Genomic DNA, 20,942 nt, shown 5'->3' with positions numbered 1-20,942 from the left:
GGGAGTTGAAGAGAATTTATGAAACAAAGTCAGCAAATCCAAAGAGAATTTCAATCGACCTCGAGATCTATTTTGTCTCAGGTTAGCAGAGGTGTTTTAGTAGGGCTTGTAGTCGGCGCGATTGTCTCGAGTTTTCGATTTTTTATTGAGCATCTCTTTCATATTGTACAGGGATTGTATAAGGATCTTGGAAGAAGTCCGATCAATTGGATCATTATCCTCTCTATGTATCTTTTTATTATTTTGCTAGCTAGCCAGCTCATCAAAAAGAACAAAAACGTTAAAGGATCTGGTATTCCTCAAGTAGAAGCAGAATTAAAAGGACTGCTACAGATAGACTGGTGGGCTACGCTTTGGCAGAAGTACATTTTAGGGATTTTAGCAATTGCTAGTGGTCTGATGTTGGGGCGTGAAGGACCCAGTATCCAACTTGGCGCCATGGGAGGAAAGGGGCTGGCTAAGAAACTTGCACTTAGTCCTGTAGAAGAAAGAGCCTTGATTGCCAGCGGTGCCGCAGCAGGTTTGGCAGCAGCCTTTAACGCTCCGATCGCTGGTCTACTCTTTGTAGTAGAAGAAGTCTACCATCATTTTTCTCGTGTCTTCTGGGTATCGACCTTGGCTGCGAGTTTGGTCGCAAACTTTGTCTCCCTCAATATTTTCGGTCAAACACCTGTATTAAATATGCCAGATCATATTCCCCATATCGATTTATCCAGCTATTGGATTTTCTTAGTCATGGGAATTTTTCTGGGCCTAACTGGTTATTTCTATGAAGTTGCTGTTTTAAATATTGGTCGGCTATACCAAAAGCTTGGTAGCTGTTTCAAGGTGACTGCTCCTTACTATCCACTCTTTGCCTTTCTTTTGATCCTACCGATCGGTTATTATTTCCCTCACTTATTAGGTGGTGGAAATCAGTTGGTTTTGAACTTAGCGCATGACCCTCTTAGTATCCAGATGCTGATCTTCTATTTTGCGATACGATTTATTTGGAGCATGATTAGTTACGGTAGTGGTCTTCCTGGTGGCATCTTTCTTCCGATTCTAGCTCTTGGATCTGTTTTAGGAGCCTTGGTTGCGGCTGTTTTATTAAAGTTTGGTCTCATACATTCTAATCAACTTCCCTTGTTTGTCATTTTAGGAATGAGTGGTTATTTCAGTGCCATTTCAAAAGCGCCCTTGACAGCCATGATTCTAGTGACTGAAATGGTAGGAGATATACGAACCTTGATGCCGATTGGCTTGGTGACTTTGACAGCTTACATTACTATGGATCTGCTAAAAGGGGCCCCTGTCTACGAGGCTATGCTGGAGCAATTGATGCCTGAGGTGACCAGCGGTTCAGATGTCTTAACCCTGATCGAAATTCCAGTATCAGAGAAAATAGCAGGCCGTCAGGTTCGAGATTTAGATCTACCGAGAGACCTCCTAATCACAACTCATCAGCATAATGGAAAAAACAGTACGGTGCATGGTAGTACCCGCCTCTATCTAGGAGATAGCATCTACCTCGTGGTAAAAGAGACAGATATCGGCCGGGTGAAAGAATTACTCCTTTAATTCATTTTATTAAAGTTTTCTGACAATTGTTGAAAAATGAGAAAATCTTTGCTATAATAGACCACGTAAAAAACGAATCCAGGAGAAATTCTCATGAAAAAACTTGCAGTAGCACTCTTATCAGTCGCTTTATTAGCAGGCTGTGCCAATACATCTTCAAAAAATACAACTACAAATAGTTCCTCTTCGACAGTGAAATTGTCTAAAGAGGACCAAAAAGCCTTGGACCAGGCGACAAGTGAATACAAGGAGTTTGTGCAAGGACAAATTGATCAGTTGTTAAAAGATACAGAGGAATTTCAAAGAGTCCTCAAAAGTGGTGATTTAGAAGAAGCTAAGAAGGTTTATCCTTTGATTCGGATGTCTTATGAACGCTCTGAACCAATCGCTGAAAGCTTTGGGGAGTCTGATGTGAAGATTGACTTCCGTTTGGTTGACTATGTCGATGAAAATAAATCAGAAGAAGGATGGTCAGGCTTCCACCGTATCGAACGCATCCTCTGGGAACAAAATACAACCGAAGGCACTGAAAAATATGCAGAGCAATTGGTAAATGATATCAAAGAGTTGAAAGCTAAGATTGCGACAGTAGAAGTAACGCCAGATTTGATGTTGACAGGTGCGGTTGACCTCTTGAATGAAGTGGCGACACAAAAGATCACTGGGGAAGAAGAAATTTTCTCTCATACAGATCTCTATGACTTCCGTGCCAATATCGAAGGGGCTGAGAAGATCTTTGCTCTCTTCAAACCTCTCATTGAGAAGAAGGATGCCAAACTAGTGAAAACCCTTGAAACAGAATTCAAGGCGGTGAATGACTTGTTAGACAAACATATGACAGATGATTCCAACTATAAATCATATACAGACCTAACAGAAGAAGATACCAAAGAACTAGCAGAAGCAGTTACAAAATTGGGAGAACCACTCTCTCAAATGGGAATCATTTTAAACGGTAAATAACAATGACAAAAGACGAAAAATTTTTTGAAAAGAAGATGGATCGTCGCGAATTTCTGAAAAAAGCAGGTATTGGGGGAGCAGGCTTAGCACTTGGTCTATCCGGTGCTTCTGCTTTTTTCGCTAATAAGGAGCAAGGTTCCAAAAATATCGCTGACGGTCAAGAAGAAATTAGTTTTTACGGCAAGCATCAGGCTGGAATTACCACCCCCATGCAGAAGAATATCTATTTTGTGGTGCTCGATCTCCGGACGACAGATAAAAACGAATTGATTCAGTTGTTTAAGGATTGGACAGATTATAGCCAGAAATTAGTCAATGGGGAACTTGTCAAAAAGGATGGTTCCAACGCCCTTTTGCCACCAAGTGATACTGGGGAAACAGTCGGACTAAATCCTTATCGCCTCACCCTAACCTTTGGTGTTTCGGCTAGCTTTTTGACCAAACTAGGCCTTGAGAAGAAACGCCCTAAACTCTTCCGGGATCTGCCAGCTTTTCCTAAGGAACAGTTGAGAGAGCAGTATACGGGTGGTGATATCGTTATCCAAGCATGTGCAGATGATGAGCAGGTGGCCTTTCATGCTGTCCGCAATCTGATTCGTAAAGGACGGAACAAGGTGACCATGAAGTGGAGCCAATCAGGATTTGCTGCTATTGGGGATCGTATGGAAACTCCAAGGAACCTTTTTGGCTTTAAGGATGGGACTGCCAACGTTACAACGGAGAAAGATTTTGATAAGGTGGTCTGGGATGATAGTAATGACTGGATGAAAAACGGCTCTTATATGGCTGTCCGCAGGATTATCATGCACCTAGAGACCTGGGACCGGACCAACCTACAGGAGCAAGAAAATACCTTTGGACGCTATAAAGAAAGTGGCGCACCATTTGGAAAGCAAAACGAGTTTGACGAAGTGGACCTCTCCCTCTTACCAGTTGACTCACATGTCCGTTTGGCCAAAGAAGTGGATCTGCCAATTTTGCGACGCTCTTATTCTTACTCTGATGGGATTGATCCGAAAACGGGGCAGTTTGATGCAGGATTGCTATTTATTGCCTTTCAAAAGGATCCAGACCGCTTTGTGAAAATCCAAACCAATCTTGGGGCAGACGATAAGATGAATGAATATGTGACCCATATTGGCAGTGGCCTCTTTGCCTGCTTCGGAGGTGTGAAGGAAGGAGGGTACATTGGTCAAGACTTATTTGAATAAATTGTTAGTCGTCCTAGTAGCCTGTCTCTTTTTCATCGTGACTCCTGTTCAGGCCGAATCCTATAGTGATCTCTTTATCAAAATCACTGATGCAACGACAGCAGTTCGGGATAAGGACCAAGAAAAGGCTCACACTCTGGTCGCAGAGATAAAAGAGGAGTTTCTAAAGAAGGCCAATCATGATTCCAAGGCAGGAAAAGAAGTCCAGAAGAGTCTGGACTTGAAAGGAGAGATCACAGAAAAGCAGTTGGTGACCGTCTCCACTTACTTGCTAGCCTTTGAAAAAGAGCAAAATCCAGTCGATTTGGATGCTGAAAAAGAGAAACTAGAAACTCGCTTGCAACCTTACTTTGAGAAGCTTCAAGAGGCGATCACAGCAAAGGATCTCCAGGCGACACGAAAGGCTTATGCTGATTTAAACAACACCTGGACTCGGAATGAAGCCGTTGTCAGAAATCATAGTACGGCTTACTATGGAAAGGTAGAAACAGCTATCTCCTTCTTGAGAAGTGCCATCGAAACAGAGCCTACAAACTTTGACGCCATCCAATCTTCTTACAACGACTTAAAGAATGTACTGGATCAATTTATCAGTGGGGAAAAGATTGAGGAAACAAGCTCCAATCTGACTCTTTCAGACGGGATCAAGCTCCTAAAGAAAGCTCTAAGCCTCTTCCAAGCCAATGACACTAGCCAAGCTAGTCAAGTGATGAAGGAGTTCATTACCATTTGGCCAACGATCGAAGGCGATGTCAGCACGACCAATCCTGGTCTCTATACCAGAGTGGAAAGTCAAAGTCCAGTTATTATGGTCAAGGGGAAGGAAAGCAAGTACCAAAAGCAACTGGAAGCTCTGATTAGTGATCTATCAGCTATTGATACCACCGCCTCCTATTCGGCGGTTGACGCTATGTTGATCCTCTTACGCGAGGGAGTCGAAGCGCTATTGATTGTCATGGCTTTGGTGACAGTTCTCAAGTCAGCTAAATTGGTCAAAGGATTGAAATGGGTTTATGCAGGTGCTCTTCTAGGTATCCTGGCCAGTGCAGCCATTGCAGTCGCTCTTCAATTCTTATTCCCAGCTGTGACCTCGGCTTCAAACCGCGAGGTGATCGAGGGAGCGGTAGGAATTATCGCAGTAGGCATGATGATTGTCATTGGGATTTGGCTACATCGCAAGTCCTCCGTTAAAAGATGGAACCAATTCATGGAAAGTCAGATGAAGGCTGTGACAGCAACTGGAAGTTTCATTTCTATGTTTGCCCTCAGTTTCTTAGCTGTCTTCCGTGAGGGGGCTGAGACTATCCTTTTCTATGTAGGGATTCTCCCTCGTATTCGCTCCTTTGATTTCTTTCTAGGGATCGGCTTGGCACTCGCAGTTTTGGCCATTCTTGCTATTCTCATGACCAAGGCGAGCCATCTGGTCAAGCCACATAAGATTTTCTTCATCCTGACTTGGATGATCTATGCCCTGGCCTTTAAGATGCTGGGGGTGAGCCTGCACGCGCTTCAATTAACCAATATGCTTCCCAATCATATCTTGAGTAATTTCCCAACCATTGATTGGGCGGGGATCTATCCGAGCTGGGAAGTTCTTGCTTGCCAAGTTCTATTCGTTCTTATTGTCGGGAATGTGACGGTGAAGCAGCATGAAAAATGAAGATAGAAGGCTCACTATTGTAGAGCATTTAAGCGAGTTTAGACGACGCTTCATCGCTTGTATCCTTTGTTTTTTCGTTGTCTTTTGTGGAGCCCTCTTGTTTTCTGACCAGCTTTATGCCTTTTTGACGGCTGGATTTCGAGAGAAACTCTTGGTCCTTGGCCCTAATGACATTTTAAGCATCTACCTTCAGTTGGCGAGCTTAATAGCCTTTACCATCACCCTGCCCTTCACCCTCTTTCAAGTCTGGCAATTTGTAAAACCAGCTTTGAGAAAAGGAGAAGCTGGAGCCATTCTGCTCTATGTGCCGGCCAGTTTGATTTGTTTCTTGCTAGGCTTACTCTTCGGCTATTATCTGGTTAGTCCAGCTATTCTCGAGGTGCTCTTGAAGTTGGGACAAGGCCAGTTTACCATCCAGTTAACGGCACAGAACTACTTGGCCTTCATCTTTCATACAACAGTACCTTTGGGTGTCTTGTTTGAATTGCCGGTCCTTGTAGCCTTTTTGACCTCGATTCATATCTTAACGCCAGACTGGTTAAGGCGCTATCGTCGAATAGCCTACTTTCTTTTACTAGTACTGGCAGTCGTCCTGACGCCAGCTGATTTTATCAGTGATTTAGCAATGACCGTGCCCCTTATCTTGCTCTATGAAGTGAGTCTGGGCATCAGTCGCATCATCTATAACCGTATACAAAAAAGGAGATAAATTATGGGAATTTTACGTGATATCGGTGCACCAGGACTGATTATTATCATCCTGGGAGCCCTCTTAATCTTTGGACCAAAGCGTTTGCCTGAGTTAGGACACTCGCTTGGGAAAATGTTTTCTGAATTCAAGTCAGCCGTCAACAATGGTGTCGCTGAAAAAGAAGAGGACAAAGAAAAGACTGGTAAGACTGAAGAATAATAGCTTTCCTTTCATGATATTTTCTGACAAAACTATCTTTTGTTCTTTCATTTTCAATAATAGCAAAAGCAGGAGTAGATCGTTAAAACGATATCTGAGTAAGAATCCTGCTTTTTGTTATTTTTGATCCGTCTGAAAATTTTTGTAAATTACAAATTGAAAACAAATCAAAATTTGTTAGCGTTTTCCTTGAATCTAAAATCGGCCAGGAGTATAATAGAGGGTGGAAAAAGTACATAAAAAAGGAGTGTGTCATGATGATCATTAGTGTGATTTTTGCTGTAGCTTACTTTTTGCTGGTTGCCCTTGTTGCGGCTCTTGTTTTCCGAGCGATAGGAAAAATATTTGAGCTCTTTGATGGCTACCTGATGTACCATTAAGAAATAAACAAGCCCACTCACTTTGAGTGGTTTTTTACTATAGGACGGAGATAATTATGAAAACGGAATATGAAAAGATGATTGCTGGCGAGTTTTACAGTCCCATTGATCCAGAATTGAGGAAGTTAGCACAAGAAGCTCGGACCAAGCAATTTGCCTTTAACCAAGAAGCAGACGGGGAGAAGCGGAGTCAACTCATAAAAAGTTGGTTCGGATCTACTGGAGAAAATCTATCCTTGCATCCCTTTTTGGCTTGTGACTATGGGGTTAATATCCACTTGGGTGAGAATTTTTATGCCAACTGGAACCTAACCATGCTGGATGTCTGCCCGATCAGGATTGGAAAGAACGCCATGATCGGTCCCAATTGCCAATTTCTCACCCCTCTCCATCCCCTAGATCCACATGAACGGAATGCAGGAAAAGAATATGGAGCTCCGATAACGATTGGAGATAACTTCTGGGCAGGTGGTGGAACTATCATCCTTCCAGGAGTGACCTTAGGCGATAATGTCGTCGTTGGAGCAGGAGCAGTGGTGACCAAATCCTTCGGGGATAATGTAGTCCTAGCTGGTAACCCAGCCAGAATCATTAAGGAAATAGAGGTGAAAGAGTGAAGTTTTACTTTATCGGAGGACTCGGAAGTAACGAAAATCATATGAGCGAATTTGCTCACTGCTTTCCATTCCCCATCACCTATCTAGATCCCTATAAGCTGAAACTGGAATCTCCCCAAGATTTAGTAGACTGGTTTGAAGCCCATACGGATTCTAATACAAAGACTTGTATCATTGCCCATTCGCTTGGTGGAGATTTGGCTCGATACCTAGCATCCAATATGTCACAAATTACAAACCTGGTCCTCCTAGATGGTGGCTATCTTGACATGAAACATATCCTATCATTAGAGCAGGAAATCGAAGAGACACTCGCCTATCTGAAGCAACAGGTATTTCCATCTCTAGAGGAAGCTGTTGCAAGTGAACTTGGAGACACTGACAACCCTTCGCCAGCAACTATAAAGGCCATCCAATCCAGTTATCGTTGGAATCCTGATCTCCATCATTATGAACTGGATTTTGATTCACAAGCGGTTCTTTCCCTGCTGAGACTCAGACGAGAGCTCCGATCTTTTCAAGCTCCACTAATAGATACCAAGGTCATGTTCATCGGTCCTAAATACGAAGAAGAGCCTGAATGGAGAGCTAGAGCACTTGAAAATTTAGATCCTTCTATCAAGAAGGTGCTCTTAAAGGATCTAGGCCACGATTTTTATACAGCAGTTCCCGAGTTTGTCAGCAAAGAAATCATCAATTGGATTAAAATTTGTTCATAAATAACTCATATATAGAAGTTTTTCCAATCAATCGGCTAGTAATTTCCGAACATTATTTATATAATCAGCATTCTATTTGAATCGCCTCCGTATCTTTGTTATAATCTTGAATGGAAACGTCGGAAGACGAAGTGATGACCCATCACGATTTAAATTTAGAAACGAGATTTCAATCCGTATGTTAAACGAATTTCCAATCTTTGATTACGAAGATATTCAACTAATCCCTAACAAGTGTATTATCAAAAGTCGTGCAGAAGCAGACACGACAGTTCAGTTTGGTAAGCACACTTTCAAGCTACCAGTCGTACCTGCCAACATGCAGACCATCCTGGATGAAGATGTGGCCGAACAACTGGCTAAAGGGGGCTATTTTTACATTATGCACCGCTTTGACGAAGCTGGTCGTATTCCCTTTATCAAACGGATGCACGATCAGGGCTTGATTGCTTCCATTTCAGTTGGAGTGAAAGATTATGAGTACGATTTTGTGACACAACTCAAGGACGATGCACCTGAATACATCACCATCGACATCGCTCACGGTCACTCAGATAGTGTCATCCAAATGATCCAGCATATCAAGAAGGAATTACCAGATACCTTTGTCATAGCAGGAAATGTCGGAACTCCAGAGGCCGTTCGTGAATTGGAAAACGCTGGAGCAGATGCTACCAAGGTTGGAATTGGACCTGGCAAGGTCTGCATCACGAAAGTGAAGACTGGTTTTGGTACTGGCGGTTGGCAGTTAGCAGCCCTTCGTTGGTGTTCAAAAGCAGCTCGCAAGCCCATTATTGCGGATGGTGGCATTCGGACCCATGGAGATATTGCTAAATCCATTCGTTTTGGTGCCAGCATGGTCATGATTGGTTCTCTCTTTGCAGGTCACATTGAAAGCCCAGGGAAAACGGTTGAAGTAGATGGAGAATCTTTTAAGGAGTATTACGGATCTGCTTCCGAGTACCAAAAAGGGGCCTATAAGAATGTTGAAGGCAAGAAAATCCTCCTACCAGCCAAAGGTCATCTGCAAGATACCTTGACAGAGATGGAGCAAGACTTGCAAAGCTCTATTTCCTATGCTGGAGGCCGCAAGGTTGCTGATCTCAAGCATGTCGATTATGTCATCGTAAAGAATTCTATCTGGAATGGTGACTCTCATTAAAACTACAATTACTTATTTATCTTGCGGATTGGCGCAAGGTCTCTACAAGGTGCCGGAACATCTAACAATAAGTAAGTCTTAGATTGATCCAGGGATACTTGGATTCTGTAGAGGCTTACTTGGTAAGTCTCTATTTTTTGTTCCAAACTGTTTAGGAGAAAACATGAAATTATTAGAAGAACGCATATTGAAAGACGGAAATGTCCTGGGAGAAAACATCCTCAAGGTCGATTCCTTCTTGACCCACCAAGTGGATTACCAGTTGATGAAAGAAATTGGGAAGGCTTTTGCGGAACGCTTTAAAGATGCTGGTCTGACCAAGATTGTGACCATTGAAGCTTCCGGGATTGCTCCTGCCCTTTATGTGGCAGAAGCTTTGGAACTTCCCATGATCTTTGCCAAAAAAGCCAAGAATATTACCATGAATGAAGGCATTTTGACAGCAGAAGTCTATTCCTTTACCAAGCAAGTGACCAGTACGGTTTCCATTGCTAGCAAGTTTTTAACACCTGTTGATCGCGTTTTAATCATCGATGACTTTCTGGCAAATGGCCAAGCTGCTAAAGGCTTGATCCAGATCATCGAACAAGCTGGTGCCAGTGTAGAAGCTGTCGGTATCGTTATTGAGAAATCCTTCCAAGATGGCCGTGGACTGTTGGAAGAACTCGGCTACCCAGTTGTTTCACTTGCTCGTTTGGACCGTTTTGAAAACGGTCAGGTTGTATTTAAGGAGGCAGACATCTAATGCAAAAACAAGAAAAACATTCACAGGCAGCCATTCTAGGCTTGCAGCACCTATTGGCTATGTATTCGGGCTCTATTTTAGTACCGATCATGATTGCAGGTGCTTTGGGTTATAATGCCCAGCAATTGACCTATCTCATCTCTACAGATATCTTTATGTGTGGGGTAGCCACTTTCTTGCAATTGCAATTAAACAAATACTTCGGGATTGGTCTTCCAGTCGTCCTCGGGGTGGCCTTCCAGTCTGTGGCACCTCTCAGCATGATTGGGGCTAGCCATGGTAGTGGTGCCATGTTTGGTGCCTTGATTGTTTCCGGGATTTATGTGGTTCTGGTCTCAGGTTTCTTCTCTAAAATCGCTAACCTCTTCCCATCCATTGTAACGGGATCTGTCATTACGACCATTGGTTTGACCTTGATTCCAGTAGCGATTGGGAATATGGGGAACAATGCTGAAGAACCAACAGTTCAAAGTCTGATTTTAGCTGTTATTACCATCCTCATCATTCTGGTGGTCAACATCTATACAACTGGCTTTATCAAATCCATCTCTATTTTGATTGGGTTGATCGTTGGGACAGCTATAGCAGCTTCAATGGGCTTGGTGGACTTCGCACCTGTAGCACAAGCTCCAGTCGTTCATGTTCCAACGCCATTCTTCTTTGGAGCTCCTAAGTTTGAAATTACTTCAATTGTCATGATGTGTATCATCGCAACTGTTTCCATGGTCGAATCAACTGGTGTCTATCTTGCACTTTCAGATATTACAAAAGATCCAATTGATAGCACGCGCCTTCGTAATGGTTACCGCGCTGAAGGTTTGGCCGTCCTTCTTGGCGGTATCTTCAATACCTTCCCATACACTGGATTCTCACAAAATGTCGGCTTGGTGAAATTGTCTGGTATCAAGACCCGTCTTCCAATCTACTACGCGGCTGGCTTCCTCGTTCTTCTTGGTCTCCTGCCTAAGTTTGGAGCTTTGGCGCAAATCATTCCAAGTCCAGTACTTGGTGGAGCTATGCTAGTCATGTTTGGTTTTGTGTCTATTCAAGGGATGCAGATCCTTGCGCGTGTTGATTTTGAGCACAATGAGCACAATTTCCTCATCGCAGCTGTATCGATCGCAGCAGGAGTAGGATTGAACAACAGCACCCTCTTTAATGGCCTACCAAGTGCCTTTAAAATGTTCTTTGCAAACGGAATTGTTGTTGCCAGTGTCTTGGCTATCATTCTGAACGCCATCTTAAACCGCAACAAAAAATAATCTAAAAAAACTGAGGATCCGTTAAATCTTCAGTTTTTTAATTTTTTTGACATTTAAGGAGACATATAGTAGAGTGGTAAGAGAAAATTTCACCATGATAAGAAGAGAGTCCTACCATGTATCTAACCCATCATTTTAAAGAGCGCTTGCGCTTGTTTATCAGTCTATTTATCCCTCTCCTGGTCTATCAACTTGCCAACTACTCTGCTAGTTTTGTGGATACAGCCATGACGGGACAATACAATACCTTAGACTTAGCTGGAGTCTCGACTGCCACAAGTCTCTGGAATCCATTTTTTACCTTTTTAACGGGGATTGTATCAGCTTTAACACCGATTATCGGTCATCATTTAGGACAGGGAAATAAAAAACGAATCGCTTCTGATTTTTATCAATTTATCTATCTCTCTTTTATGATGGCTGTTCTTTTGATTGCTTTTGTCTTGCTGATTGCACCGATTGTCTTAAGAAAAATTGGTCTAGAAAGTGTCGTAGCTGGGATCGCAACCCATTATTTAGCCTTTCTGTCTCTAGGAATTTTGCCACTCTTACTCTTTAGTGTGGTCCGTTCCTTGCTAGATACCTTGGGCCTCACTCGCTTGTCCATGTACCTCATGCTCCTCTTATTGCCTTTAAATGCAAGTTTTAACTACATGTTGATCTATGGAGCTTTTGGTCTAACTGAGCTAGGAGGAGCAGGAGCAGGACTAGGGACATCCTTAGCTTACTGGGTTCTCCTCATCATTGCTTTCTTGATTCTTTTCAAACATCCTAAAGTAGCTATCTACCAACTATGGAAGATCCAACCTCTCAACCTCAAAGAGATGAAAGAGACGATCCGACTCGGATTACCGATTGGAGGGATTGTGTTTGCAGAAGTGATTATTTTCTCTGTAGTGGGCTTGCTCATGGCTAAATTCCCATCTATGACCATTGCCAGTCACCAGTCGGCTATGAACTTCTCAACCCTTATGTATGCTTTCCCAGCTAGCATCTCCAATACCATGGCTATTATCGTTTCCTTTGAGATTGGGGCTGGGCGTCCCGATGTCGTTCGTCAATATTGTCGGATCGGACGCTGGACAGCCTTTGGGTTTGCCTTTTTTACCCTCACTTTCCTCTATCTGTATCGCTATCAAGTGGCGGGTCTCTATGGAACTGACTCAGAATTTATTCATCAGACAGCCATTTTCATGACCTATAGCCTGCTGTTCCAAATAGCAGATACAGTCGCAGCACCGATTCAAGGGATTCTTCGGGGGTACAAGGATACTACCGTTCCCTTCTTACTTGGTGTCTTTTGTTACTGGTGTGTCTCTATTCCCTTGGGGATCTTTTTAGACCATGTCACTAACCTAGGTCCGTATGCTTACTGGATTGGCTTAATTTCTAGTATTGTCGTTAGTGGTATTTGTTACCAGATACGACTATGGCAGATTCAAAAGAAATACCAAATTTCCTAAAAGAGGCTGGGACAAAAGTCCTAGCCTCTCAATTGTCTTTGGATTATCGAGCAAAACGCAGTGGTTGAGTGGACTCTACTTCGCTGATTTCATCAGCTTTTACAGCCCTACTCAACTGTGCGGAGGTGGGACGACGAAATCGAATTCTAACGAATTACCTATTTCTGTCCCACTCTCTTATTTAGTGCGCATCAAACCTTGAGGGAAGTAGGTTCCTTCAGGCATATCATTAATAATGACATGGACAGCAGATTGGGGAGCACCTGTATTCCGAACGACAGCCTCGGTTACTTCCTTGGCCAAAGCTTTCTTTTGCTCCAATGTGCGCCCTTCGAATAAATCAATACGTACAAATGGCATTGCGCCACCTCCTTCATAAATCTTAACCTTATTTTATCACATTTTAGGATACAAAGCTGGGCAAAAATATGGTAAAATATAATGAAACACTTTTAGAGAGAACAGAAGGAAAATGGCACAATTATATTATAAATATGGGACCATGAACTCGGGGAAAACCATTGAGATTTTGAAGGTGGCCCATAATTATGAAGAGCAAGGTAAGAGCGTCGTCATCATGACCTCGGCAATCGATACACGAGATGGAGTGGGAGTAGTTTCTAGCCGGATTGGTATGAAACGGGAAGCGATGGCCATCGAAGACGAGACAGATATCTTCGGTTATATCCAAAGTTTGGAAGAGAAACCCTATTGTGTCTTGATCGATGAAGCCCAGTTTTTGAAACGCCACCATGTCTATGATCTGGCAAGAGTCGTGGATGAACTGGATGTGCCGGTGATGGCTTTCGGCCTCAAAAATGATTTCCGAAATGAACTCTTTGAAGGTTCCAAACACCTCCTCTTGTTAGCGGACAAGATCGAGGAAATCAAAACTATCTGCCAGTACTGTTCCCGCAAGGCGACTATGGTCTTGCGTACCCAAGCGGGAAAACCCGTCTACGATGGAGAGCAGATCCAGATCGGTGGACACGAGACCTATATCTCGGTTTGCCGCAAGCATTATTTTAATCCAGATATTAAGCAAGAAAAGAAATCTTAAGGAGCAAACATGAATATCTATGATCAACTACAAGCTGTAGAAGACCGTTATGAAGAGTTAGGAGAATTGTTGAGTGACCCAGATGTGGTCTCTGATACCAAACGCTTTATGGAGCTTTCAAAAGAAGAAGCTTCCACTCGTGACACGGTGACAGCTTACCGTGAGTACAAACAAGTCCTTCAAAATATCGTCGATGCTGAAGAAATGATTAAAGAATCAGGTGGAGACGCTGATTTGGAAGAAATGGCCAAGCAAGAACTTAAGGATGCTAAGGCTGAAAAAGAAGAATACGAAGAAAAACTGAAGATCTTACTTCTTCCAAAAGATCCAAACGATGATAAGAACATTATCTTGGAAATCCGTGGGGCAGCAGGAGGAGACGAAGCCCAATTGTTCGCTGGTGATCTATTGCAGATGTACCAAAAATACGCAGAAAGCCAAGGCTGGCGCTTTGAAGTCATGGAAGCTTCCTACAATGGCGTTGGCGGGATCAAAGAAGTCGTAGCCATGGTCTCTGGTCAATCAGTCTACTCGAAACTCAAGTATGAATCTGGTGCCCACCGGGTGCAACGGGTTCCTGTGACAGAAAGCCAAGGGCGTGTCCATACCTCTACAGCAACCGTTCTGGTCATGCCAGAAATTGAAGAAGTTGAGTACGACATTGATCCAAAAGATCTTCGGATTGACATCTACCACGCATCTGGTGCGGGTGGACAGAACGTCAACAAGGTCGCAACAGCCGTTCGTATCGTCCACTTGCCAACCAATATCAAGGTAGAGATGCAGGAAGAACGGACGCAACAGAAGAACCGCGAAAAAGCCATGAAGATCATCCGTGCGCGTGTGGCTGACCACTTTGCTCAGATTGCCCAAGACGAGCAAGACGCTGAGCGGAAGTCCACTATCGGTACTGGTGACCGTTCAGAGCGGATCCGGACTTATAACTTCCCTCAAAACCGTGTGACCGATCACCGGATTGGCTTGACCCTTCAAAAACTGGATACTATCTTATCTGGTAAACTGGACGAAGTGGTAGATGCTTTGGTCTTGTATGACCAAACTCAAAAACTAGAAGAGTTGAATAAATAATGTTGTTGGGACCATTATTAGCCCAGTATGAAGAAGCATTAATAGCCGTTGGAGAGGAAGCAGAAAGCCTCTCCTTCGCGTATCGAGCTTTAAAAAACTGGACCTTTACAGACTTTGTCCTTGTCTTGCAAAAAGAAGTGGAAGCAGAGGACCAGGACTTGCTTGAATCCATCTTTGAGCAGTTGAAACATCACGTCCCTGCCCAGTATATTATTGGCAGCGCAGAATTCTGTGGCCATGTTTTTACAGTTGACAAGCGAGTGCTGATCCCACGACCAGAGACAGAGGAGTTGGTGGATCTCATACTGGAGGAAAACGATGAGGAAGCCTTACGAGTTCTAGATATCGGAACAGGTAGTGGTGCCATTGCTATTAGCCTAGCCCTTGCTAGACCTTCCTGGCAGGTTCAAGCTAGTGATGTCTCAGAGGAGGCCTTAGCCCTGGCTCAAGAAAATGCCAAGCAGTTAGAAGCAGTCCTTGAATTCAAGTCGTCAGATGTACTGGACGAACTAGAAGGTCCTTATGACCTGATTGTGTCCAACCCACCCTATATCTCTCGCGATGATGTAGAAGAGGTTGGAGCCAACGTTTTAGCCTCTGAACCCCACTTAGCTCTTTTTGCGGATCGTGATGGATATGCCATCTACGAAAAGATTGCCAAGCAGGCACCAAGTGTTTTAACAGCAGATGGAAAGATTTATCTAGAAATCGGCTATAAGCAAGGAGGCAAAGTAAAAGAGCTCTTTCAAGAAGTATTTCCCAACAAACGCGTTCGCGTTCTGAAAGACCAATTTGGACAAGATAGAATGGTAGTAGTAGACAATGGATAACATTGAGAAAGAATTAGAAGCAGGCCGTGCGGTTATTCTGCCAACTGAAACAGTCTATGGTATTTTCGCTAAAGCTTTGGACCAAGAGGCAGTTGATTATATATACGAATTAAAACGTAGACCGAGAGACAAGGCACTGAATTTAAATGTAGCCGGCGAAGAAGATATCAGACTATATTCGAAAAATCAACCCAGTTATTTAACAAAACTGATTGATTCATTCTTACCAGGGCCTCTCACTATCATTCTTCAGGCGAATGACAAGGTCCCAGACTGGATTCATTCAGGATTAGATACAGTTGGTTTCCGTATTCCGGCTCACCCAAAAACATTGGAATTAGTTCGTAAATACGGCCCTTTGGTAGGTCCCTCGGCTAATCTTTCAGGTCATGCAAGTGGAACAAAGTATGAGGCTATTGTAAGCGAATTTGATCAAGTGGTTCCTGGTATGGAGGATGATGACTTCTTGACTGGCCAAGATTCAACTATTTTGGATATCTCTGGTTCTAAAGCTAGGATTTTGCGGCAAGGTTCTATAACGAAAGCTGATTTGCTTGCACATGTGCCCGAGCTTTCCTTTGAGGATGATGAATTTCCTCAGTGATAATGTACATAAATATTTTTTTATAAAGGAGAAGACCTATGATTTTTGACAAAGAAGATTACAAAGCCTATGATGCGGACCTATGGAATGCCATCGCAAAAGAAGAGGAGCGCCAGCAAAACAATATCGAGTTGATTGCTTCTGAGAACGTCGTTTCAAAGGCAATTATGGCTGCACAAGGGTCTATCCTGACCAATAAATATGCTGAAGGTTACCCTGGTCATCGTTACTATGGTGGGACAGATGTTGTAGACGTCGTTGAAAGCTTGGCGATTGAACGCGCTAAGGAAATTTTTGGTGCTAAGTTTGCCAATGTTCAACCCCACTCAGGTAGTCAGGCCAACTGTGCTGCTTATATGGCCTTGATTGAGCCTGGCGATACTGTTATGGGGATGGATCTGGCTGCAGGGGGACATTTAACTCACGGCGCCTCTGTGAGCTTCTCAGGGCAAACCTACAACTTTGTATCTTACAGCGTGGATCCCGAAACAGAACTCTTGGATTTTGACGCCATCTTAAAACAAGCCCAAGAAGTGAAGCCAAAGCTCATCGTTGCTGGTGCATCAGCCTACTCTCAGATTATTGATTTCTCAAAATTCCGTGAGATTGCGGATGCAGTAGGAGCCAAGCTCATGGTTGACATGGCCCATATCGCTGGCTTGGTAGCGGCAGGTCTTCATCCAAGTCCAGTTCCTTATGCCCATATCACGACCACGACCACTCACAAGACCCTTCGTGGCCCTCGTGGTGGCTTGATCTTAACCAATGATGAAGATTTGGCCAAGAAGATCAATTCAGCTATCTTCCCTGGTATCCAAGGAGGACCTTTGGAGCATGTCATCGCAGCCAAAGCTGTCGCTTTTAAAGAAGCGTTGGATCCAGCCTTTAAAGAGTATGCAGCGAACGTCATTAAAAACAGTCAGGCTATGGCGGATGTCTTCTTAAAAGATCCTGATTTCCGTGTCATTTCAGGCGGAACTGAGAACCACCTTTTCCTTGTCGATGTGACGAAAGTCGTTGAAAATGGGAAAGTGGCGCAAAACTTGTTGGATGAAGTCAACATTACTCTCAACAAGAACTCTATCCCTTACGAAACTTTATCACCATTCAAGACCAGTGGAATCCGTATCGGGGCAGCAGCCATCACCGCTCGTGGTTTTGGAGTAGAGGAAAGCCGTACAGTGGCTGAACTGATGATTAAAACCTTGAAAAACGCAGAGAACCCAGCTGTATTAGAAGAGGTGCGGAACCAAGTCATAGCCTTGACAGATGCCTTCCCACTTTACGAGGACTAAACCATCTTATGGATATTTACGTAAAAAAAGCCATCATTCATCAATTTAGCCCAGATGATACCGATCTTTATCTAGCAGACAAATTCCTGAATATCACCCCAAAAATTGAGGAATACTTGCGCAAAAAGATTGAGCGGGTCTATTCCGATGAGGCGAAGACCGGCATTTTTGAGGAAGACAATCCATTCCTTAAGATGATAACGGATGATCTCCTAGAAACTTCAGTAGCCTTAGCCAATCGCTGGAAAGAAGAATTTGTCGTCTCTGATAATCAAAAGACCAACGATTTGGTGTTTATCCAATTCTCAAAAGAAGGGGTGGATCATTTTGCCTTTCTTCGGATTGCCTTACGGGAAACCTTGACCCATCTTGGAGGAGAAGTAGATAACCCAATCAAGCTAACGCAAAACAATCTACCTGGCTTTGGAACGGGGGCCGATGAAGCCTTGGTCATCAATCTTCAAAGTCGCAAGTACCATTTGATCGAAAAACGAATCAAGTTCAATGGGGCTTTCTTGAACTATTTCTCTGAGAATCTCCTCCAGGAACAACCTAAGATTTCACCTAAAAAATCGATCAAAGAAATCGAAAAAACAGCCCAACGGATTGCTGAGAACTTCCAACAAGATGATTTTCAGTTCCAATCCAAGGTCAAATCAGCAATTTTCAACCAACTGGAAGAAGAGAATGAATTGTCACCTGAAAAGTTAGCCAATGATTTGTTCGATAACAACTTAACGGCTCGACTCAGTTTTGTCGATCAGGTGAAAGAGACTATTCCAGATCCTGTTCGCTTCGATGAGATTGATGCCAGCCGCCAATTGAAGAAATTTGAAAACCAAAAACTTTCCCTTTCAAACGGAATTGAGCTTTTGGTCCCTAACCATGTTTACGAAGATGCTGAATCGGTAGAGTTCATTCAGAATGAAAATGGGACTTACTCGATCCTCATCAAGAATATAGAGGACATTCAGAATAAATAATGATGAAACGAATAATAAAAATTTTCTTTTGCCTCTTGCTCGTCTTTTTCATATTCAAGGGTTATCAAATACACCGGGATGTCAAACAGGTCATGACTTATCGTACCTTAGTGCGTGAAGTACTGGCTGAGGAAGATACTGGTACGAATGAAGATCTGATCCTTGCTATGATTTATACAGAGACCAAGGGCAAGGAAGATGATGTCATGCAGGCCAGTGAAAGTGCAACAGGCCAGACAAATTCTATCACCAATAACAAAGAAAGTATCCGGCAAGGGATTCAAACCCTCTCTGAGAATCTGCGAAAAGCAAAGGAGAAGGGAGTCGATCCCTGGACAGCTGTTCAGGCTTATAATTTCGGACAGGATTACATTGAATATGTAGAAAAAAATGGCGGGAAAAACAGTCTTGAATTAGCTCGTAAATACTCAAAAGAAGTGGTTGCACCGAGTCTTGGTAATGTCACAGGGAAGACCTATATTTATCTCCATCCTATTTCATTTTTACATGGCTCAGAGCTCTACGTTAATGGGGGAAATTATTATTATTCACGTCTCGTTGAAATGAATCAGTTCATCATGAAACTATTTTCCTGGTTCTAATACAAGCAGTCGCTCTAAACAAGGGAAGAATCCCTTGTTTTTTATGGAGCAAACTGCCATCTGTTTTTAAAGGAGCTGTAAGTCAGTCTTAAGATAAAAAGGATAAACTAGTTGGGAGGCAAAGGGATAAAACCTGCTTCCTTTTTATTGTCCAAAAGAGGTTTAGTATGATAGAAGTAGTTATGGAGAAGGTATGAAGCCATTCAGGAAATTTATTGGAATCTTAATCGTAAGCTGCTTAGCCCTCCTTGCAAGCTCTTCAACAGTTTTTGCAAACTCAACCATTCAAAAAGTCATTGATCAAAAATATAGCCAAGCTGACTATGTCATTGGCTCATCATTGGATGAATTTGAAGTAGAACAGACCCTCGGTCTCTTGATGTATAACGAGGAAAATGAGAAGGAATGGAAAATCATGAATCCTTCTGCTTATACAAGTTTTACTATTGATGAGAATGGAGATCATTATTCCTCCGTTAAACTGCAGAAACAAGCCAAGAAAGCGCCCGTTAGCGTGCACATTGTCACTCCTCAAAATATAACAGAAGTAACAGCGGATATGCATCGCAATGCACTGACCACTCTTGGGCTAGAAACACGCCGACATCACGATTGCATCTCCAACAGTAGCATCAGGCCTGAGTGCCCTTGCAGCGGTCGCATACTCCCTTGAGCAAAATGGTAGCACCATATCTGATGAAAACAAAACACTTGCTCAGGAAGAATTATCCCTGCTTGCAACCATCTATAAAGAGAGTGCCCGTAAAAAAGGCTTCCATGAAGATAAGCTCAATGTAGCTGTCATCGATCTTAAAATCGCAGCTCTAACAGGAAGCAATCAAGACAAAAAGCTCGAGAAGAAAGATTTCCAAAAGCTGGTAAAAAAGATTCTGGAAACTTATCAATTAGAGGGTGCTATAACGAATGAACAAACCAAACAATTAGTTGATTTTGCTAGCAAGCTTTCTAATAGTCAGCTAAGCTCTGATAAAAACCTTGTCAAGTCCCTCAAAGCTCTAAAACAGGATATCATTGAGAAAGCAGGAGATAGCTTTAATACGATTGATACCAAGCTCAATACAGAAACACTACTGAAAGAAACCAACAAGCTTCCTTTGTACCTTATGATTGGACTGGGAGTCCTGATGCTCCTTGCAATCGGATTAATAGTTTTTCGTTTTCATACTAAACAAATCAAGAGGAAATAAACTATAAAAAAACCAATGCTAGATGATTTCAGTTCAAATACGAAGTATTTTAGAAACTTTCCTTAAGTGAGTGAGGAGGTTAGCTGAAATTATCCAGTGGATGATTTCAGCAATCCAGGAAGTTCCATGACTAAGTTTTGAATCATACTGTTTCAAGCACTTTTCTCACTGAGAAAATTTCAAAATTGCTCGTATAATTTTAACAACAAGTAATCATCATTATTGATTCAAAGAGATTATTTTATGTAAGATAAGATTAGTGTGCATACATTAAAAAGCCATCGAATGATGGCTTTTTAATCTGTTACTTCGATTGAGAGATAAGGAATACCTAAGATTTTTCCGAAAATACCTAGAAGTGTTTTCATAGCTGAAGCTTTAATAATAGCTGTTTGACCAGCTTTTACGATCACTTCCTTAGAACGAGTGAAGGCTCCTCTTTGATCTACGTAAACCTTAACCATATCAAGCCCTTCAGGAAGCGGAAGTGTAACGGTTTCGTCTTTGCTTAAGTTGGCAACACATTCTCCATTGATATAAACGTTTACCTTCATTAATACACCTACAAGGCCAGTTTGACGCGAAACTGTAATTTTAGACATTTGATTCTCCTAACTTT

The 20,942-nt window shown here is 42.7% G+C and carries 24 protein-coding genes and 1 riboswitch; of the genes, 22 read left to right on the top strand and 2 right to left on the bottom strand.

All coding sequences use genetic code 11. From position 1 onward, the window contains the following. Positions 1-18: 18 nt before the first annotated feature. The 13 genes from H8S88_RS06295 (at position 19) to H8S88_RS06240 (ending at position 12,652) form a co-directional block, all read left to right on the top strand. Positions 19-1,560: a ClC family H(+)/Cl(-) exchange transporter gene (locus H8S88_RS06295; RefSeq protein ID WP_236128168.1), complete on the top strand. Its 1,542-nt coding sequence runs from the start codon at positions 19-21 to the stop codon at positions 1,558-1,560. A gap of 93 nt (positions 1,561-1,653) precedes the next feature. Then, complete coding sequence (gene efeO, locus H8S88_RS06290; protein ID WP_048691249.1) at positions 1,654-2,523, top strand: iron uptake system protein EfeO; 870 nt, start codon at positions 1,654-1,656, stop codon at positions 2,521-2,523. Positions 2,524-2,525: 2 nt separating this feature from the next. Then, positions 2,526-3,734 (top strand): iron uptake transporter deferrochelatase/peroxidase subunit, encoded by a 1,209-nt coding sequence (gene efeB / locus H8S88_RS06285; RefSeq protein WP_236128167.1) that lies wholly within the window; start codon positions 2,526-2,528, stop codon positions 3,732-3,734. Further along, positions 3,712-5,394: an FTR1 family iron permease gene (locus H8S88_RS06280; RefSeq protein ID WP_236128166.1), complete on the top strand. Its 1,683-nt coding sequence runs from the start codon at positions 3,712-3,714 to the stop codon at positions 5,392-5,394. Before efeB ends, H8S88_RS06280 begins: the two co-directional genes overlap by 23 nt. Next, positions 5,384-6,103, top strand: coding sequence for a twin-arginine translocase subunit TatC (gene tatC / locus H8S88_RS06275; RefSeq protein WP_154852922.1), 720 nt, complete (start codon positions 5,384-5,386; stop codon positions 6,101-6,103). Before H8S88_RS06280 ends, tatC begins: the two co-directional genes overlap by 11 nt. 3 nt (positions 6,104-6,106) lie before the next feature. Further along, positions 6,107-6,304, top strand: coding sequence for a twin-arginine translocase TatA/TatE family subunit (locus H8S88_RS06270; RefSeq protein WP_236128165.1), 198 nt, complete (start codon positions 6,107-6,109; stop codon positions 6,302-6,304). A 254-nt stretch (positions 6,305-6,558) separates the two neighbouring features. After that, on the top strand, positions 6,559-6,684 hold the full coding sequence (locus H8S88_RS09865; protein ID WP_023023285.1) for a hypothetical protein: 126 nt from the start codon (positions 6,559-6,561) through the stop codon (positions 6,682-6,684). Positions 6,685-6,740: 56 nt separating this feature from the next. After that, positions 6,741-7,301 (top strand): sugar O-acetyltransferase, encoded by a 561-nt coding sequence (locus tag H8S88_RS06265; protein WP_236128164.1) that lies wholly within the window; start codon positions 6,741-6,743, stop codon positions 7,299-7,301. After that, complete coding sequence (locus H8S88_RS06260; protein WP_236128163.1) at positions 7,298-8,020, top strand: alpha/beta hydrolase; 723 nt, start codon at positions 7,298-7,300, stop codon at positions 8,018-8,020. Before H8S88_RS06265 ends, H8S88_RS06260 begins: the two co-directional genes overlap by 4 nt. A gap of 178 nt (positions 8,021-8,198) precedes the next feature. After that, positions 8,199-9,182: a GMP reductase gene (gene guaC, locus H8S88_RS06255; protein WP_048716041.1), complete on the top strand. Its 984-nt coding sequence runs from the start codon at positions 8,199-8,201 to the stop codon at positions 9,180-9,182. Further along, positions 9,175-9,270, top strand: a riboswitch (purine riboswitch). It overlaps the preceding gene by 8 nt. Before the next feature lie 75 nt (positions 9,271-9,345). Continuing rightward, positions 9,346-9,927, top strand: a complete 582-nt coding sequence (locus tag H8S88_RS06250) for a xanthine phosphoribosyltransferase (protein WP_125336232.1) — start codon at positions 9,346-9,348, stop codon at positions 9,925-9,927. After that, positions 9,927-11,189: a nucleobase:cation symporter-2 family protein gene (locus H8S88_RS06245; RefSeq protein WP_125336231.1), complete on the top strand. Its 1,263-nt coding sequence runs from the start codon at positions 9,927-9,929 to the stop codon at positions 11,187-11,189. The genes H8S88_RS06250 and H8S88_RS06245 overlap by 1 nt, the downstream gene beginning before the upstream one ends. Positions 11,190-11,305: 116 nt before the next feature. Then, positions 11,306-12,652, top strand: coding sequence for an MATE family efflux transporter (locus H8S88_RS06240; RefSeq protein ID WP_125336230.1), 1,347 nt, complete (start codon positions 11,306-11,308; stop codon positions 12,650-12,652). A 177-nt stretch (positions 12,653-12,829) separates the two neighbouring features. On the opposite strand, the gene H8S88_RS06235 is transcribed toward H8S88_RS06240, so the two are convergent. Then, on the bottom strand, positions 12,830-13,012 hold the full coding sequence (locus H8S88_RS06235) for a 4-oxalocrotonate tautomerase (protein ID WP_236128162.1): 183 nt from the start codon (positions 13,010-13,012) through the stop codon (positions 12,830-12,832). Between the two features lie 112 nt (positions 13,013-13,124). Here H8S88_RS06235 and H8S88_RS06230 point away from each other — a divergent pair, with 112 nt between their 5' ends. The 9 genes from H8S88_RS06230 (at position 13,125) to H8S88_RS06195 (ending at position 20,323) form a co-directional block, all read left to right on the top strand. Further along, on the top strand, positions 13,125-13,712 hold the full coding sequence (locus tag H8S88_RS06230; protein WP_048716033.1) for a thymidine kinase: 588 nt from the start codon (positions 13,125-13,127) through the stop codon (positions 13,710-13,712). Positions 13,713-13,721: 9 nt separating this feature from the next. Continuing rightward, entirely contained in the window at positions 13,722-14,801 is a 1,080-nt protein-coding gene (gene prfA / locus H8S88_RS06225) for a peptide chain release factor 1 (RefSeq protein ID WP_023026823.1), read from the top strand. Beyond that, positions 14,801-15,631, top strand: coding sequence for a peptide chain release factor N(5)-glutamine methyltransferase (prmC, locus tag H8S88_RS06220; protein ID WP_125329410.1), 831 nt, complete (start codon positions 14,801-14,803; stop codon positions 15,629-15,631). Before prfA ends, prmC begins: the two co-directional genes overlap by 1 nt. Beyond that, entirely contained in the window at positions 15,624-16,235 is a 612-nt protein-coding gene (locus H8S88_RS06215; protein WP_125329411.1) for an L-threonylcarbamoyladenylate synthase, read from the top strand. Before prmC ends, H8S88_RS06215 begins: the two co-directional genes overlap by 8 nt. A gap of 38 nt (positions 16,236-16,273) precedes the next feature. After that, positions 16,274-17,530 carry a serine hydroxymethyltransferase gene (glyA, locus tag H8S88_RS06210; RefSeq protein ID WP_125336228.1) on the top strand — a complete coding sequence of 419 codons (1,257 nt, stop codon included), beginning with the start codon at positions 16,274-16,276 and terminating at the stop codon, positions 17,528-17,530. Between the two features lie 8 nt (positions 17,531-17,538). Beyond that, positions 17,539-18,513, top strand: coding sequence for a nucleoid-associated protein (locus H8S88_RS06205; RefSeq protein ID WP_125329413.1), 975 nt, complete (start codon positions 17,539-17,541; stop codon positions 18,511-18,513). Continuing rightward, positions 18,513-19,115: a lysozyme family protein gene (locus H8S88_RS06200; RefSeq protein WP_125329414.1), complete on the top strand. Its 603-nt coding sequence runs from the start codon at positions 18,513-18,515 to the stop codon at positions 19,113-19,115. The genes H8S88_RS06205 and H8S88_RS06200 overlap by 1 nt, the downstream gene beginning before the upstream one ends. A gap of 193 nt (positions 19,116-19,308) precedes the next feature. Then, on the top strand, positions 19,309-19,788 hold the full coding sequence (locus H8S88_RS09860) for a DUF1002 domain-containing protein (RefSeq protein WP_260469296.1): 480 nt from the start codon (positions 19,309-19,311) through the stop codon (positions 19,786-19,788). Continuing rightward, entirely contained in the window at positions 19,721-20,323 is a 603-nt protein-coding gene (locus H8S88_RS06195) for a DUF1002 domain-containing protein (protein ID WP_312023216.1), read from the top strand. The genes H8S88_RS09860 and H8S88_RS06195 overlap by 68 nt, the downstream gene beginning before the upstream one ends. Before the next feature lie 296 nt (positions 20,324-20,619). Here the strand turns inward: H8S88_RS06195 and H8S88_RS06190 are convergent, their stop codons facing one another. Continuing rightward, positions 20,620-20,925 carry a hypothetical protein gene (locus tag H8S88_RS06190; protein ID WP_125329415.1) on the bottom strand — a complete coding sequence of 102 codons (306 nt, stop codon included), beginning with the start codon at positions 20,923-20,925 and terminating at the stop codon, positions 20,620-20,622. Positions 20,926-20,942 lie beyond the last annotated feature (17 nt).

Origin of the sequence: Streptococcus sp. GS001 (genome assembly GCF_021595565.1) — a bacterium.
Taxonomy (GTDB): domain Bacteria; phylum Bacillota; class Bacilli; order Lactobacillales; family Streptococcaceae; genus Streptococcus; species Streptococcus xiaochunlingii.
Note: the sequence above shows the minus strand (reverse complement) of the source record. Positions and strands in the feature narration are given on the sequence as shown.